We start from the raw sequence: 14,296 nt of genomic DNA, 5'->3' as shown, positions 1-14,296 counted from the left end.
GTGTGCCGACGGGCAGGCCCTGCGGTGCGTGCACCACGGCATGGCCCACCTGGAGTGGCCGCAGCCGCTGGCCGGCGACACGCGCTACTACCTGGCCTCCGAGTCCAAGCCCTGGGTGGCCGCGCTGGTGCTGGACGCGGTCGCCGCGGGCCGGCTGGCCCTGGACACGGACCTGCGGCCGAAGTTGCCGGCGCTGGCGTCTTTCGAGCAGCCCGTGTACGCCGGCCACCTGTTGCGCCACACCAGTGGCATTGCCGACTACCTGTTCCTCTGGGGCACGCAGCTCGGCCGCCACGAGCACGATGTGGTCTCGCAGGCGCAAGCGCTGGACTTGATCCAACGGGCCGACGATGTCTCTTTCACCCCGGGATCGCGCCACGACTACAGCAACAGCAACTACGTGCTGTTGGCCGAGTGGCTGCAGCAGGACGCCGGTTGCCGTCTCGACGCGCTGGCGCGCCAGCGGTTCTTCGAGCCTTGGGGCCTGCGCCACACCAGTTTCGAAGACCAGCCATGGCGGGTGCTGCCCCACCGTGCTCGCAGCTATGGCCGTGCGACCCGCGAGGCTGGCGATTGGCAGGAGCTGCCCGTGGCATTGGCCACCTGGGGCGACGGCGGGTTGTGGTCCACGCCCGACGACCTGATCCTCGCGGAAGGGCATTGGCTGGAGGACTGGCGCCGCCACGGCGACCACAGCCTGCTGGCCCGCTGCTGCGCCGACGACGCGCGCTTCGGCCCTGCGGAGGAACCGTACCGCTTCGGGCTGGAGTTGCTGCCGCATGCCGGCCACCGGTTCATGTTCCACGGCGGCGGGTATGCAGGTTTCAGCTCGCTGGTGCTGCGCTGCCCGGACCAAGGCGTTTCGTTGGTGCTGCTGAGCAACACACAAGGGTTCGACACCTCCACCTCGACCTGGTTGGATCTGCTGTGGGGCCCTGATCCCAGTCGTTCGAGCGTTCCCGCTCCCACCATCGACGGGGCCCCGCAGCGTCCCGCCTAGCGTCACCCCACTTCAACCCGGTCTCGTTGCCCATGCCTTGTTTCCGCCGCCTGCTCGCGCTGGCCTTGCTCACGCTCCTGCCCTTGGCCTCCGCGGCCGGCGAGCCCGCCCCAGCGGCGTACACGCTGTCCGGCACCACCGTTCACGTGCTGCGCGCCACGCGCCTGCAGCGCGACTACGAGCTGTACGTCGCGCTGCCGAAGTCGTATGCGACATCGCCTGATCGCCGCTACCCGCTGGTCTTCGTCACCGATGCGCCATATGCATTTCCGCTCACGCGGGCCATCGCCGCGCGCGTGAGCGGGCACAGCAGCGACCTGCCGGAGTTCATCCTCGTCGGCTTGGGTTATGCGAAGGGCGACACGCCCGAGTTCAGCCGTCGGCGCGACTACACGCCGACACCGAATGGCAAGGCGAACGCCGTGTCCGACATGCCGGGCCGCACGCCGGTGTTCGGCGAAGCGGCAGGCTACCGGCGCTTCGTCGCCGACGAGGTGTTCGCGTTCATCGCCGCGCACTACCGGGCCGATCTGTCACGCAAGGTCTTCGCCGGCCACTCGTATGGCGCGCTGTTTGGCGCCGACGTACTGACGCACGAGCCCGGCCTGTTCCAGGGTTATGTGCTGGGCAGCCCATCGCTGTGGTTCGACCGCCGGGCGCTGTTCGCGCGCCAGAAAGAGTGGGCGATCGACAGCAAGGCACCGCTGCAGGCCGACGTCTACCTCGGGGTCGGCGAGTACGAGGGCCGCGCGCCGAAGGGTGCCCGGGACCCGAGCCGCTACGCGCGCGAGGGCGACATGGTGGCCGACATGCGCACGTTCGCATCCGCGCTGCAGGCACGGCAGGCGCGCGGCCTGCGCGTGCGCGCCGATGTGATCGCCGGAGAAGACCACCTGACGGTGGCACCGATCCTGATCACACGCGGCCTGAAGTGGGCGCTGGGCCCGCGGTAGTGCGGAACTTCGGCTGAGACACCGGCGAACGGCCGCTCAACCCATCCCGTCGGTCGCCAAGGTCCGCTCGATCCACGCGGCGAGGGTTTGCACCTGGGCCCTCTGCACCGATCGCTCCGACATCAACAGCAGGTAGTCCAACCCATCCGCCTGCACCTCGGGCAGCACCACCTGCAACTGGCGCGTCTGCAAACACGGCAATACCAGCGGCGCCCGCCCGATCGCGACGCCGGCGCCCTCGATCGCGGCCCTGATGACATGCTCGTACTGCGAGAACTGCAGCACCGGCTGGCCGGCATGCCGCGCCAAGCCAAGCTCGCTGAACCAGTGCGACCAGCTCATCCACGGGTGGCGCTCGACGGCGTGGTGGAACACCAGCAGCGGCAGCCGCCGCAAGTCTTCGGCGCTGCGAACGTGGCCGGCCAGTGACGGCGCGGCGACGAGCATCAGGCGCTCTTGCGTCAGGCGCCGGCACAGCGGATCGGGGTCTGCACCGCTCTCGCCGGATTGCGCCAGACGCACAGCGAGATCAAAGCCTTCGCGTTCCAGCGCCAGGTTCGACTCGGCCGCATCGACCCGCACGTCGATCGACGGGTGTTCGTGGTGGAACGCCGCGAGCCGCGGTGCCAGCCACAACGACGCGAATGATGGCGTCACGGTGATCGACACGGTCTGACGCTCGCGGTTGACCAACGGCTCCAACGCCTGCGCCAGCTGCTGCAGCGCCGGGGCCACGCCGCTGTAGAGCGCACGGCCTGCGGGCGTCAGGCTCAGGCCACGCGCGCCGCGCACGAACAGTGTCTGGCCGATCGCTTCTTCGAGTGACTTGATCTGCTTGCTGACGGCCGACTGGGTGACGCACAGTTCGTCGGACGCGAGCGTGAAATTCAACCGCCGTGCAGCCGCCTCGAAGCCACGCAGCGCGTCGAGCGACAAGGTTCTGAGCAGGCGGGCGGCGACGCGGTCGGCGGGGTGAGGCATGAGGCGGGGGAATGCCAGGTGTGACGAAGATTCGCACCACGGCCATGGGTGCGTGCCGATGATGCCCGAACACCCCTTGAACCACACGCCAGGAACCCGCATGCCCCCACTCGTTCTCGCTGACCGCGACGGCCCGCACGTCGTCCTGACACTGAACCGGCCCGCCAAGCTGAACGCGCTCAGCTACGCGCTGATCGACGAGCTGATGGAGCAGCTTTCACGCCTCGAAGCGGACGATTCGGTGCGTGCCATCGTGCTGACCGGCGCCGGCACACAAGCCTTCAGCGCAGGCGCCGACATCGACGGCTTTGCGCCGGACCTGGCCGCATCGCCCGAAGCGGCTTACCGCCACTTCGTCAGCCGCGGCCAGGGCATGACAAGGCGGGTCGAATCGTTCGCGAAGCCGATCATCGCGGCGGTCAACGGCCTGGCCTTCGGCGGCGGTTGCGAAACGATCGAGGCCTGCGCCTTGGCGCTGGCCGCGCCGCACGCCACATTCGCGAAGCCCGAGATCAAGCTCGGCTTTCCGCCGCCGTTCGGTGGCACGCAGAGGCTGCCGCGCCACATCGGCCGCAAGAGGGCGTTGGAGATGGTGTTGACCGGCGAAGCGATCACTGCCGAACGCGCGGCGGCGCTGGGCTTGGTCAACCGCGTGGCCGAAAGCGACCGCCTGATCGACGAATGCCTCGCGCTGGCCGGGCTGATCACGCGCCACTCGGCGGTGGCGGTGAGCACCTCGCTGCGCGCCGTGACCCGCGGCATCAACCTGCCGATCGACGAAGCGCTGCAGGTCGAAGCCGCGCAGTTCATGATCGCCGCCGCGTCGGCCGAGGCGCGTGAGGCGACGCAGGCGTTCGGGCGGCGGTCGCGGATCGGCTGAACGCCTGCTTTGGCCTGGAACTCGGGTCAGCGCGGCTGCGACCGATGGGCGCGCAGCGCATCCCACTGCGGCACGCGCGCTCGCATGCTGCGTTCGAAGGCCTGCCAGGCGAGCGCGCGCAGGTGGCGGGGCGGTTCGGCAGTTGTTGCGGTGCGTGCGCGGAAGGCCGGCAGCGCAGCCTCTTCCGCCGCGACTTGCGCGTCGAGCTTCGCCAGCGCGCGGGCCGTCAGCGGCAGCGCGGTGCCGAGCGCCAGGCGCGAGTACACATCGTTGCGGTTGTCGTCGGCCCCGCCGGACTTGGCGAAGAACGGTACGAACACCGGGCCGATGCTGGTCAGGCCTTCGTAGTCACCGACGAACAGGCCACCGGCAAAGGGCGCTCGGGCCAGGTCGAACGGCGACGAGACGCGACTTTCGCGCCAGGTGACAGCGTCGCGTGAGCGGACGAGCCAGGTGTCCGTCGGCAGCGTGTCGGGGTCGGCGGTGTTGCTGCGCAGGTCGTAGTAGCTGACACCGACGGTGCCGTCGCGCCGCACGTGGACGCTGGGGGTGAAGGCCTGGACCGCCGTGTCACGGTTGATCTGCACCGGCTCGCTCCAGCTCAGGCCGCCGTCGCCCGACTGGCTGAGTGCGACGCCGTCGATCACGCCGCCGGAGAACCGGCCGTCCTGCCAGACCGTGTAGATCGTGCCGCTCGGCGAGATGGCGAGCTGGGCCAGGATCGCGCCGTCGCGGATCGGCGTTCCGGTGTCAGGATCGGACGCCCCAATCGGCAGCAGGTCGGCCACCCGGATCGGGTCGGACCAGGTACCGCCCTTGTCGCTAGAGCGGATCACCTGCAACGTCAGCGCGCCGGTGATGAAGTCGGCGTGGGTGAACAGGTTGACCAGCGTGCCGTCGGGCAACACCTCGATCCGGTTGCCGATGGTCTGCGCATTCACACCCGGGTCGTAGATGATGCGCGTCGGCTCCCAGCTGACGCCGTTGTCGACGCTGCGCGCCAGCAGCGTAGGGCCCGCCCCCTCGCCAGGGACGATGCTCAGGCGGTCCCATACCGCGTAGACGTAGCGCGAATCGGTCGGGTCGGCGGTGAGCGCATTCTTGTCGTTGAAGCGTTCCGGCGTATCGCCTTGAAGCATGACGGCCGGGCTCCACGTTCGGCCACCGTCGGTCGAGCGGCTGGCCAGCATCGCGCTCGCGATCTCGCTGTCGCTGGCGTTGAAGTTCAGGCCCAGCACCATCTGATGCACCACGCCGTTGGGCGAGAAGCTGACCCATGGATCGGAGCCGCGCTCGTAATCGCCACCATTGGCCGGCGTGCCACCCGCACAGCGGGTGTAGGGGTGGAACACACGGTGCCAGTGGATCCCGCCGTCGAACGAGTAGGCGGTGCCCAGGCCTTGCGCGCCACCGTCGGACCAGCGGTCTTGCTGCCAGACGCCGACAAGGTTCAGCGGATTGCGCGGGTTGGCGGCCACGAACGGTTCGACTTCGGCGTTCGGGTAGAGCGTGCCGGTCTGCGGCGCGCCGTTGCAGTCGGGCAGGTAGGGCGAAGGGCCGGTCGCGCGAAACGTCAGCGCGTCGGCCCGGGCTGCGGCGCTGGCGCCGAGCGCGAAAACAGCCAGGCTTGCAACCACGAGGGAACGATGGATCATGACAAGCTCCTTGACAGTTGTTGTGGCACACACGGGTGCCGCCGTGACGCTAGGCGTTTGCGCCGAAACCGGAATGACAAGATGTGACGCTCGGTAACAGACACGTCGACAAGCGCGGCGCCGACGTCGGGCAGGCGACCACGGCATGCCGCTTGCCAGACGGCCAGGTGAACCGAAAAGGACCGTGATGCCGCATTTGCAAGATCCCCACATCGTCAAGCTGCAGCGACAGTTGGACGCACGCGAGGCCGAGCTGCGCGCCGAGGTGCATGCGATCGAAGTAGAGAAACAGGACGCGCCGGGCAGCGTCCCGATGAGCCATGTCGACGACTTGGGCGCCCTGGGCGAGCAACGCACACGCGAGGCGATCCGGCATGCCGAGCAGGCGCGCGACATCGAAGAGTTGCGCGACATTGCTGCAGCGCGGGCCCGCATCGACAAGGGCCTGTATGGAGAGTGCGTCGACTGCGGCGAGGACATTTCGCTGGCCCGGATGCAGGCGCAACCGGCGGCGCTGCGCTGCGTGCCGTGCCAGGAGCGCTACGAGGCATCGCACCGCAGCGTGTTGCGGGTCGACCTGCCGCCAGGCGAGTGAGCTCAGCCGGCGCGGCGCAGCGTCAGGTTGAAGCGGCAGCGCCCGGTCGCGGGGTGCCCGCCGTCGGCCAATGGCGAAACGCCGTGGTACGCCAGCCGAGAGGGGCCACCCCAGACGACGACGTCGCCGTGGACGAGCGGCAGGCGCCGCGGGCGATCGTTGCGCCTGGTCCCGCCAAACAAGAAGGTCGCGGGCAGCCCCAATGAGATCGAGACGATCGGCTGGCGCTTGTCGCGCTCGTCGCGGTCCTGGTGCAGCGTCAGGCGGGCGCCGGGTTCGTAGCGATTGATCAGGCAGGCATCGGGTTCGAAAGCATCGAAGCCGGCTTGCGACGCCGCCTCGGCTGCCAGGGCCCGGAACGATGGCGGCATCGCCGGCCACGGCCGACCGCTCAACGGATCGGCGGCGCTGTAGCGGTAGCCCGTTTCGTCACTGACCCAGCCGAGGGGGCCGCAGTTGCTCATCGCAACCGACATCCGGTAGCCGCCGGGCGTGACGAGGTGGCGCAGCGGCGCGGCGGTGATCACCTGCGCGATGTCGGCCAGCAGCTGCGATGCAGCGGCCAGGGCGAAACCGTGCAGCAGCAGCGCGCCGGGGGCGATCGGCTGCAGCGCAGGGCGGTCGAACAGGTCGAGGGTGTCGGCACTCATCGCCACCGATGGTGGCACGCCTCGCGTGTCTTTTCGCCGGCCCGCAAAAAGGCCCTGCGCCGAATCCGGGGCAGGGCCATGAAACAAGCCGGTGGTACAGGCGGCTTGAGGAGACTCCCGTACGTTCAGAAGACGAAGCCGACCGACAGCTCGTAGGCCGGGCCCATCAGCGGACGGCCCATGAAGACGCCCGTGTCGCTGACCCCCGTGCCGGCCAGGCGTGGGTTGCCTTCGGTGATGCCCAGCGTGTTGGTGACGTTGGTGCCGGTCAGCCGGATGTCGATGCCATTGGCCAGGTGGGCCACCGCGCCGAGGTCGAGCGTGTCGTAGGCCGGCAGCGTCTGCAGGTTGGCGTGGTCGCCGTAGCGGTCGCCGACATGCGTCCAGGTGGCGTAGAGCTTGAAGTCACCCATCTCGGTCGGGATCTTGTAGCTCGGCGTGAAGCGGAACTGGGCCTTGGGCTGACGCGAAACCGAGTTGCCGGTGTTCTCGCCGAAGTTCACGTACTTGGCGCGCTGCAGGTTGCCCGTCAGTGACAACTCGAGGTTCTGGATCGGCCGCAGCGCCGCTTCGAACTCGAGACCCGTCGTGTCGGAACCACCATGCGCAACTTCGTTGCCATCGACCGTGAAGACCTGGAACTGCGAGTTGCGCAGCTTGTTGGTGTAGATGGTGACGAAGGCGGTGTACAGCGGCGTCGCGGTTTTCAGACCGATCTCGTACTGGTCGATGTGCTCGGTGCCGCGCTTGCCGTCGCGCAGGTCATCGAAGCTCGGGAACTTGTGGCCGGAGTTGGCGCGCACGAAGGCGCTCAAGGACCGACTGAAGTTGTAGTTGCCGCCCAGCGTCCACGACGTCGCGTCGCCCTTGTAGTGCAGCTGGCGGTAGCTGCCGTTGAAGTACGACAGGTTGTTGTCGTAGAAGGTCAGCGGGTTGCCGTCGAGGTCGCCGGCGCTGGTGTTCTCGAGCGTGCCGTCGATGCGCTGGCTTTCATGCCGCACACCGGCGTCGATGCTCAGTGCGTCGCTGAGCTTCCATTCGTCGGCCAGGAACAGTGCGTGGTTGCGGCCGTTGTAGTCGGCGTTGACGTAATACGTCCACGGCGGCGCGACGTAGCCGTTTCTTGACGCGAGCACGCCATTGTTCAGCGCCACATCGACCAGGCGCGCGTGGTGCTGGGCCGTCATCAGCACGGTGTGGTTCAGGTACCAGAGGTCGTGCGACGAGTAGTCGGCCAGGTACAGGCCGCCGGTCAGCGTGTTGCCCTTGAACAGCTCGCGCGACAGCCGGGTTTCGTTGCTGAAGGACTTGAGCTTCTTGTCGACCGTCCACAGGCCGGCGGTGATGACCTGCCGGTCCATGTCGGTCAGCGCCTGACCGCCGTTGACGAAGCTGGCGCTGCCGCCGGTGGCCGGGCCACCGGCCGCGGCGACCACCGCCGGGCTGGCGTTGGCGGCGGTGACCTGGCTCGCGATGAAGTCGCCCAGCGACTGCGGGTTGCCGCCGGTGAACAGGGCGTAGGTCGGTGCGTCGGCGCTGGTGACGTGCAGCTTGTTCGACAGCGTCCAGGCGTCGAAGCGCTTGTCGAGCGATGCGCCCAGCATCGTCGCGCGGGCCCCTCGGCCGTCGGCCAGGTCGCGCTTGACATAGCCCGAGTCGCCGGAGCCGTCGTTCGGCGCCACTTCGAGCGAGATGCCACGCAGCTCGTTGCCGTAGAAGGTGCCTTTGCCGGGGTCGAAGCCGGGGTAGGCCGAGAGCTTCTTGCCGTTGTCGCTGGACATCAGCGGCACGCCGGTGAAGAAGGCGTTCTTGTCGTCGAGCACGCGGGCCGAGAAACTGATCTCGCCGTCATCGAGCTTGCGCGTCAACAGCGCGCTCAGCTGGCCACCCCGGTCGGCCGGGAACTCGGTGTCGCGCACGCCGTTGGCGCTGCGGTAGAAGCCGCCGACGCTCAGGTACCACTTGTCGGCCAGCTTGCCGGCGAAGAAGCCGTCGACGCGGCGCAGCGCGCCGGTGCCGGCGGTCAGGCGCAGGCCGCCTTCGGCCGTGTCGCCACCCTTCTTCTGGATGAAGTTGACGGTGATGCCAGGCTGGCCGCTGCCGTAGATCGGGCTCGAGCCACCACGCAGCACCTCGACACGGTCGATCGTGTCGTCGAGCCGGAACAGGCCCGAGTTGTCGAAAAAGCTCAGCGTGGGCACGGGGTAGACCGGCGCGCCGTTGAGCTGGATCGTCGTGTACGGCGCGTCGCCGTCCATCGGGAAACCGCGCACGCGGATGTTGGCGCCGCCGCCGTTGCCGCCGGTGGTCTCGGCGAACACGCCGGGCACGATCTTCAGCAGGTCGGCCGCGGTCGACGGCGCTGCTTCCCTGATCTGCTCTTCGTTCGCGGTGGTGATCGACATCGGCGCTTCGAGCTTGCGCTTGCCCGAGCGGTTGGCGGTGCCGGTGACGACGATGGTGTCGACCTGGGTGTCGACCGGCCTGGCCTCGGTGGCCGGCTTGGCCTCGGCCGCTTCGGCGGCGGGCGGCGCGCTGGCCGCAGGGGCGGGGGCCGGGGCGGCGTCCTGCGCCCAACTGGCCGTCGGGTTCATGATCGCCGCGAGCGCGGCCAGGGCCAGCAGGGTCTTGCCGGGTCGTGTCGGGTGACGGTTCATGGCGTGTTGCCCCATCCTTGTTGTGTGGACCTTGGCGCCGCCTTGGAGAGCGGTCACCGCGGTTTGCCTCCGGTCAGGCCGGCTGTCGGCATCGCCGCACGCCCACCTGCCCACCAGGCCGGCGGGCTAAGCGCCGCACCGGTTGAGCGCAATGTAGGAAGCCGGCACGAACCAGGGATTTTGAAGATGACGCGGCCGCTGAAACCTGAACGTTGCAGGCCTGGAAAGTTGCAACAGTTGAAATCTGCTACCGGCCGCGCGTGGCTTCGCCCTGACGTGGGCGCGGTGATTAGTTGACGATACGGTTAACTATTAACAGAATCATCCCTATCGACACGACCGATGCGAGGGGCACTGCAGCCGCGCGCCTCGGCGACACCAAGGAGTGCAACCGCGATGAACCCACAGCACAGCGCCGAGCGCCGGCAGGCCGTCGTCTGGGGCCCTGGCGAAGGCCGCCACTACGCGATGGGCGGCATGAGCGCCGTCTTCAAGGCCGATGGCGACGAGACCCAGGGCGCCTGCTCGATCTCCGAATGGTGGCTCGAGCCGATGGCCAAGGGGCCGGGCCCGCATTCGCACCCGGAGGACGATGTGTTCTACGTCATTGAGGGCACGGTGTCGGTGCTGGTCGATGACCACTGGGTCGATGCGCAGCGGGGCGCGTTCGTGTTGGTGCCCGGCGGCGTCACGCACGATTTCGAGAACCGCACGCCGGCCCGCGCCGGGCTGCTGAACGTCTCGACGCCCGGCAACTTCGAGAAGGACATGCCGAGCATCGTCGAGTGGTTCCGCGCCCATGGCCACGGCCACCGCTGAACCCGTCACCGAACCGCCCCGCCGCACCCCAGGAGATTGCATGAAACCCACCCCCGCCGACTGGCCCCGCATCTCGTCGAGCCTGAGTTACCGCGACGCTGCGAAAGCGATCGACTGGTTGTGCGAGGCCTTTGGCTTCGAAGTTCGGCTGAAGGTGGAGGGCGAAGGCGGCCGGATCGAGCACAGCGAGCTGACCTATGGCGAGGGGCTGATCATGGTCGGCCAGGAGCGCGACGAGATCGCGCGCTTCGGCACCAAGATGCTGAGCCCGCTGAGCGCCGGCGGCGTGACCCAGTCGCTGATGATCTATGTCGACGATGTCGACGCGCACTGCGAGCGCGCGCGCAAAGCCGGCGCGAAGATCGTCAGCGAGCCGGCTGTACACGACTATGGCGACGACTACTGGGCCGACCGCAGCTACGGCGCGCTCGACCCCGAAGGCCACATGTGGTGGATCAGCCAGCGCATCCGCGGATGAGGCCCGCACGGCCGCCCGAAGGGCCTCATTCCCTCTCGGAGGGACAGGGCCGCAGGCCCCAGGGTGTCTTATGAACCACGACATCGACACGGCACTCAGCGCGCTGGCCGACCCAACGCGGCGCGCGGTGGTCGAGCTGTTGCGCAGCGGCCCGCAGCGCGCCGGCGAACTGGCCGACGCGCTGGCGATGACGCCACCGGCGCTGAGCCGCCACCTGCGCGTGCTGCGCCGCTCGGGCCTGATCACCGACGACGAGCCCGACCACGACGCGCGGGTGCGCCTTTATCGGCTGGAGCCGACAGGCTTTGCGCCGCTGCGCGATTGGCTGCAAGAGCTGCAGGCCTTCTGGGACGACCAGTTGCTGGCATTCAAGGCGCACGCCGAAGCGGTGGCGGCCGCGCCCGCGCCGAAGGCCGCGCCACGCCGCCGGGCGGCTGCCGCGAAAGGGCGGCGGTGAGCGCCGCAAGTGTGTCGCCACCGGGCGATCGGGCACGGGCGATGGTCGGCCTCGCGGTGACGCCCGAGGCCGCGTTTCGCGTGTTCACCGAGCAGATGGACCTGTGGTGGCGGCGCGGCCAGCGCTTTCGCATCGCACCCGGCGACCGCGGCCTGGTGGCGATGGAGCCGGGCGTCGGCGGCCGCGTCTTCGAGTCGTGGCATGACGCCGGGGGCGTCGAGCGGGTGCACGAGATCGGCCGCGTGCAGGTCTGGGAGCCGCCGCGCCGGTTGGTCTTCAGCTGGCGCGCGATCAACTTTGCACCGGACGAAACGACCGAGGTCGAGGTGCTGTTCGCACGCACCGAATCGGGCCACACGCAGGTCAGCGTCGAGCACCGCGGATGGGCCTCGCTGCGGCCCGATCACCCGGTGCGCCATGGCCAGGAGGTGCCGGGCTTCATCCGCACGATGGGCATGTGGTGGGGCGACCAGCTGACGGCGCTGCGACGCCGGGGTACCGCCCCGCCGGGTTGAAGCGCCTTTCTTCTGAAGGCCAAAGCGGCGGCCGTGCGCAAACGGTGGCCGTTGCGCGCACACTCGGGTGATGCCAGCTTCCGCCCCTACCGTCCGCCTCCAGCTCGAAGTCGAGCTCAACTACCACGTCGGTGAGCACGGGGCCGATTTCATCTGGAACATCCACGCGGCGCCGACGCCGTGCCAGTCCGTGTCCGCCGAGCGGCTCCACCTCAGCCAACCGGTGATGTCACGGCTGGACACCGACCCGTTCTCTGGCAACCGGTACCTGCGGCTGCACGCACTGCCCGGCCCGTTGTCGCTGGTCTATGGCGCCACGGTGGACCTCGCGCACCACCGTGCCGATCCCGCGACGCTGGGCGAGGTGGCGATACAGCACCTGCCGCCCGAGGTGCTGGGCTACCTGTACCCGAGTCGCTACTGCCAGTCGGACCGGCTGGTGCGCACCGCGATCGCCGAATTCGGTGGCTTGTGGCAAGGCCACAGCCGGGTGCAAGCGATCATGCAGTGGGTGCAAAGCCGTGTCAGCTTCACGTCGAACACGTCCGACTCCAGCACCTCGGCGGTCGACACGCTGATCGCGCGCCAAGGCGTGTGCCGCGACTTCGCGCACCTGATGATCGCGCTGTGCCGCGCCGTCAACATCCCGGCGCGCTTCGCGACCGGAACCGACTACGGCGCCGACCCGGTGCTGGGGCCGCCGGACTTCCATGCCTATGTCGAGGTCTACCTGGGCGACCGCTGGTACATCTTCGACCCGTCGGGCACGGCGATCCCGATGGGCTTCGTGCGACTGGGCACCGGGCGCGACGCCGCGGACGTGGCGATCGCGACGATCTTCGGCGCGGTCACCGCGCAGCCGCCGGTGATCCGCACGCAGGCGGTGGTCGATGCGGCGCAGGGCCTGGTCGAGCCGCAGCACTGCGAGTGGGCGCTGTCGACCAGTTGAGGGCGCTTGGCCGTCGACGCGTTACCCGCGCCGCGCAGGCGCCACGGCCCACGCCGCCACCTGAGCCGCCGGCATCGCCCCGCTGACGCGGTCGACCTCGCGGCCGGCGTGCAGCTTGACCAGCGTCGGGATGCTGCGAACCGCGAACTGGGCCGAGGTACGGGGGTTGTCGTCGCTGTTGACCTTGACGAACAGCGCGCGGCCCTTGAGTTGTGCCGCGGCCTGCGCGAACTGCGGTGCCATCGTGCGGCAGGGGCCGCACCAGGGCGCCCAGAAGTCCACCACGACCGGCAGGCCGCTGGCGCGGGTCACGCGCTCGAAGTTGGCATCGGTCAGCTCGACCGGCCGGCCGCTCAGCAACTCGGTGCCGCAACGGCCGCAGACCGGGTCGTCGGCCAGGCGGGCGCTGGGTACGCGGTTGGTGGCGCCGCAGGACGGGCAGGCGACATGGGTCAGGTCGGCGGGCGTGTTCATGCCGCCCAGTTGGGGGCAAGGAGCGATCCGTCAAGCGGGCGTCACCCACCAAGGCGAGCTGGCAGCGGCGTTCAGTCGCGTGGCGGCGGCGTGCAGCCGTAGCCCTCGAAGCCGCGCTGCCAGGCGTCGTGCTTGCGGGCCCATTCGCAGACCGATTCGCCGGTAGCCCGCGGCGCATGGTCCTGCCGCAGGTAGGGGTTCGAATACCAGGGCAGGCCGGCCGCGGCAGCCTGCGCGCCGCATGCGGCCAGGACACTGTCGCTTTCCGGCGGCATGCTCGTCCGCCGGCTTTCGGCGTGCGGCGATCGCCCCATCAACGGTCAACCCTCGGTGGTGCTCGACCAGTGCTGGACTTGCTGCCGGGTGACGTTCTCGCCGGTGAGGGTCAGGCGCAACGTGCCGCCGTGCCACTCCAGCCAGTTCAAGGCGACGTAGTCGTCGATGTCGACGGCCGGGATGTCGGCGGCACGCCGGCGTTGCAGCAGGCCGGCGCTGTCGGCCAGCGAGCGTCGCAGCACATCAATGCGTGCGGGAGGTAAACGAGAGCCCAGCATGGTATTCCTTGGCAATGCGCCCGGACGAGCAGCTTGGAAGAGGGCGAGACTCCAAGGAGGGTGGCGGCGTCAGGCGCAACCGTCGGACGCCACGATGAGACAAGCCGAAGCCTGCCCACGCATCGTACTCGCCAACCGGGTGAATGGGGGACGCAAGTTCTGCGCCTCAGGCCCGGGCTGCCGCCTGCAGCCAGGCCAAGCCTTGCTCGGTGGCGTATTGGCGGGCGCCGGCCTGCGTCGGGAACTGCGGCACGAAGCGGAAGATGCGGTCGTGGGTGGCGCTGCCGGAGCCGCTGCGGATCGAGACTGACGCGGCGTATTCGCCAGTGTCGGTGCGTCGGGTCAGCGGGGAGACCAGGTATTTGCCGATCGAGAGTGTTTTTTCGCGGGTGATCATCATGCAGGCGCGGCCAACGGGCACGCGCCGAAAAAGAGGTCCGGCACACCGGGTGCGCCAACGGCGTCGAGACCGGCCAGCGGTTGCATCGACACAGGGGAAGGGTGGTACGACTTCGGCGGAAGTGATGCGCCGAGTTTGTCGAAGAAGTGTGACTGCCGGTCGACGGCGATGTCACACCTTCGTAAGACCTGCATCCAGCATCGCCAATCGGGGCGTGCGGCGGGTCAGGTGACGCGTCGTTGGGAGCGAGGCGCCAGCGCAGTGTAGTCGATCGGCCGT

Annotated in this window: 17 protein-coding genes; 9 read left to right on the top strand and 8 right to left on the bottom strand. The window is 69.0% G+C overall.

The genetic code is table 11. The annotated features are described in order from the left end of the window. Positions 1 to 1,000 (top strand): serine hydrolase domain-containing protein (locus VFY73_RS27160; protein ID WP_329724709.1); only part of this gene is annotated, 1,000 nt, incomplete at its 5' end. A 32-nt stretch (positions 1,001 to 1,032) separates the two neighbouring features. Next, the gene (locus VFY73_RS27155; RefSeq protein ID WP_329724708.1) at positions 1,033 to 1,953 is read left to right on the top strand and encodes an alpha/beta hydrolase; all 921 of its coding nucleotides are present in this window, start codon (positions 1,033 to 1,035) and stop codon (positions 1,951 to 1,953) included. A gap of 36 nt (positions 1,954 to 1,989) precedes the next feature. On the opposite strand, the gene VFY73_RS27150 is transcribed toward VFY73_RS27155, so the two are convergent. Next, positions 1,990 to 2,934, bottom strand: a complete 945-nt coding sequence (locus VFY73_RS27150; RefSeq protein WP_329724707.1) for a LysR substrate-binding domain-containing protein — start codon at positions 2,932 to 2,934, stop codon at positions 1,990 to 1,992. 100 nt (positions 2,935 to 3,034) lie between these two features. Between VFY73_RS27150 and VFY73_RS27145 the strand changes: the two genes are divergently transcribed. Then, positions 3,035 to 3,814, top strand: coding sequence for a crotonase/enoyl-CoA hydratase family protein (locus VFY73_RS27145; protein ID WP_329724706.1), 780 nt, complete (start codon positions 3,035 to 3,037; stop codon positions 3,812 to 3,814). 26 nt (positions 3,815 to 3,840) lie between these two features. Here VFY73_RS27145 and VFY73_RS27140 read toward each other — a convergent pair whose 3' ends face one another. Beyond that, positions 3,841 to 5,469, bottom strand: coding sequence for a sialidase family protein (locus VFY73_RS27140; RefSeq protein WP_329724705.1), 1,629 nt, complete (start codon positions 5,467 to 5,469; stop codon positions 3,841 to 3,843). Between the two features lie 187 nt (positions 5,470 to 5,656). Between VFY73_RS27140 and VFY73_RS27135 the strand changes: the two genes are divergently transcribed. Then, positions 5,657 to 6,064 (top strand): TraR/DksA family transcriptional regulator, encoded by a 408-nt coding sequence (locus VFY73_RS27135; protein WP_329724704.1) that lies wholly within the window; start codon positions 5,657 to 5,659, stop codon positions 6,062 to 6,064. A gap of 2 nt (positions 6,065 to 6,066) precedes the next feature. Here VFY73_RS27135 and alkB read toward each other — a convergent pair whose 3' ends face one another. Then, positions 6,067 to 6,714, bottom strand: a complete 648-nt coding sequence (gene alkB / locus VFY73_RS27130; RefSeq protein WP_329724703.1) for a DNA oxidative demethylase AlkB — start codon at positions 6,712 to 6,714, stop codon at positions 6,067 to 6,069. A 125-nt stretch (positions 6,715 to 6,839) separates the two neighbouring features. Then, on the bottom strand, positions 6,840 to 9,371 hold the full coding sequence (locus VFY73_RS27125; protein ID WP_329724702.1) for a TonB-dependent receptor: 2,532 nt from the start codon (positions 9,369 to 9,371) through the stop codon (positions 6,840 to 6,842). A gap of 396 nt (positions 9,372 to 9,767) precedes the next feature. Here VFY73_RS27125 and VFY73_RS27120 point away from each other — a divergent pair, with 396 nt between their 5' ends. From VFY73_RS27120 to VFY73_RS27100, 5 genes are all read left to right on the top strand, one after another. Then, the gene (locus tag VFY73_RS27120; protein ID WP_329724701.1) at positions 9,768 to 10,190 is read left to right on the top strand and encodes a cupin domain-containing protein; all 423 of its coding nucleotides are present in this window, start codon (positions 9,768 to 9,770) and stop codon (positions 10,188 to 10,190) included. Between the two features lie 40 nt (positions 10,191 to 10,230). After that, positions 10,231 to 10,668, top strand: a complete 438-nt coding sequence (locus tag VFY73_RS27115; protein WP_329724700.1) for a VOC family protein — start codon at positions 10,231 to 10,233, stop codon at positions 10,666 to 10,668. Positions 10,669 to 10,738: 70 nt separating this feature from the next. After that, positions 10,739 to 11,125, top strand: coding sequence for a metalloregulator ArsR/SmtB family transcription factor (locus VFY73_RS27110; protein WP_329724699.1), 387 nt, complete (start codon positions 10,739 to 10,741; stop codon positions 11,123 to 11,125). Beyond that, positions 11,122 to 11,640, top strand: coding sequence for an SRPBCC domain-containing protein (locus tag VFY73_RS27105; RefSeq protein ID WP_329724698.1), 519 nt, complete (start codon positions 11,122 to 11,124; stop codon positions 11,638 to 11,640). Before VFY73_RS27110 ends, VFY73_RS27105 begins: the two co-directional genes overlap by 4 nt. A gap of 70 nt (positions 11,641 to 11,710) precedes the next feature. Beyond that, a complete protein-coding gene (locus VFY73_RS27100; RefSeq protein WP_329724697.1) occupies positions 11,711 to 12,589 on the top strand; it encodes a transglutaminase family protein in 879 nt (292 codons plus the stop codon). Positions 12,590 to 12,610: 21 nt separating this feature from the next. Here VFY73_RS27100 and trxC read toward each other — a convergent pair whose 3' ends face one another. The 4 genes from trxC to VFY73_RS27080 all read right to left on the bottom strand — a co-directional run bounded on the left by trxC (position 12,611) and on the right by VFY73_RS27080 (position 14,017). Next, on the bottom strand, positions 12,611 to 13,063 hold the full coding sequence (gene trxC / locus VFY73_RS27095) for a thioredoxin TrxC (RefSeq protein WP_329724696.1): 453 nt from the start codon (positions 13,061 to 13,063) through the stop codon (positions 12,611 to 12,613). A 71-nt stretch (positions 13,064 to 13,134) separates the two neighbouring features. Then, entirely contained in the window at positions 13,135 to 13,338 is a 204-nt protein-coding gene (locus VFY73_RS27090; protein ID WP_329724695.1) for a CrpP-related protein, read from the bottom strand. A gap of 45 nt (positions 13,339 to 13,383) precedes the next feature. Then, the gene (locus VFY73_RS27085) at positions 13,384 to 13,617 is read right to left on the bottom strand and encodes a hypothetical protein (protein ID WP_329724694.1); all 234 of its coding nucleotides are present in this window, start codon (positions 13,615 to 13,617) and stop codon (positions 13,384 to 13,386) included. 166 nt (positions 13,618 to 13,783) lie between these two features. Then, positions 13,784 to 14,017, bottom strand: coding sequence for a hypothetical protein (locus VFY73_RS27080; RefSeq protein ID WP_414654540.1), 234 nt, complete (start codon positions 14,015 to 14,017; stop codon positions 13,784 to 13,786). Positions 14,018 to 14,296 lie beyond the last annotated feature (279 nt).

Origin of the sequence: Ideonella sp., from assembly GCF_036277275.1 — a bacterium.
GTDB lineage: Bacteria > Pseudomonadota > Gammaproteobacteria > Burkholderiales > Burkholderiaceae_C > Ideonella.
This window is presented reverse-complemented; position numbering and strand designations above follow the sequence as displayed.

What these genes read in the sequence shown, in the direction of transcription:
- VFY73_RS27155 (WP_329724708.1), top strand. Translation starts at nt 1,033, where the DNA reads ATGCCTTGTTTCCGCCGCCTGCTCGCGCTGGCCTTGCTCACGCTCCTG.
- VFY73_RS27150 (WP_329724707.1), bottom strand. Translation starts at nt 2,934, where the DNA reads ATGCCTCACCCCGCCGACCGCGTCGCCGCCCGCCTGCTCAGAACCTTG.
- VFY73_RS27145 (WP_329724706.1), top strand. Translation starts at nt 3,035, where the DNA reads ATGCCCCCACTCGTTCTCGCTGACCGCGACGGCCCGCACGTCGTCCTG.
- VFY73_RS27140 (WP_329724705.1), bottom strand. Translation starts at nt 5,469, where the DNA reads ATGATCCATCGTTCCCTCGTGGTTGCAAGCCTGGCTGTTTTCGCGCTC.
- VFY73_RS27135 (WP_329724704.1), top strand. Translation starts at nt 5,657, where the DNA reads ATGCCGCATTTGCAAGATCCCCACATCGTCAAGCTGCAGCGACAGTTG.
- alkB (WP_329724703.1), bottom strand. Translation starts at nt 6,714, where the DNA reads ATGAGTGCCGACACCCTCGACCTGTTCGACCGCCCTGCGCTGCAGCCG.
- VFY73_RS27125 (WP_329724702.1), bottom strand. Translation starts at nt 9,371, where the DNA reads ATGAACCGTCACCCGACACGACCCGGCAAGACCCTGCTGGCCCTGGCC.
- VFY73_RS27120 (WP_329724701.1), top strand. Translation starts at nt 9,768, where the DNA reads ATGAACCCACAGCACAGCGCCGAGCGCCGGCAGGCCGTCGTCTGGGGC.
- VFY73_RS27115 (WP_329724700.1), top strand. Translation starts at nt 10,231, where the DNA reads ATGAAACCCACCCCCGCCGACTGGCCCCGCATCTCGTCGAGCCTGAGT.
- VFY73_RS27110 (WP_329724699.1), top strand. Translation starts at nt 10,739, where the DNA reads ATGAACCACGACATCGACACGGCACTCAGCGCGCTGGCCGACCCAACG.
- VFY73_RS27100 (WP_329724697.1), top strand. Translation starts at nt 11,711, where the DNA reads ATGCCAGCTTCCGCCCCTACCGTCCGCCTCCAGCTCGAAGTCGAGCTC.
- trxC (WP_329724696.1), bottom strand. Translation starts at nt 13,063, where the DNA reads ATGAACACGCCCGCCGACCTGACCCATGTCGCCTGCCCGTCCTGCGGC.
- VFY73_RS27090 (WP_329724695.1), bottom strand. Translation starts at nt 13,338, where the DNA reads ATGCCGCCGGAAAGCGACAGTGTCCTGGCCGCATGCGGCGCGCAGGCT.
- VFY73_RS27085 (WP_329724694.1), bottom strand. Translation starts at nt 13,617, where the DNA reads ATGCTGGGCTCTCGTTTACCTCCCGCACGCATTGATGTGCTGCGACGC.
- VFY73_RS27080 (WP_414654540.1), bottom strand. Translation starts at nt 14,017, where the DNA reads ATGATGATCACCCGCGAAAAAACACTCTCGATCGGCAAATACCTGGTC.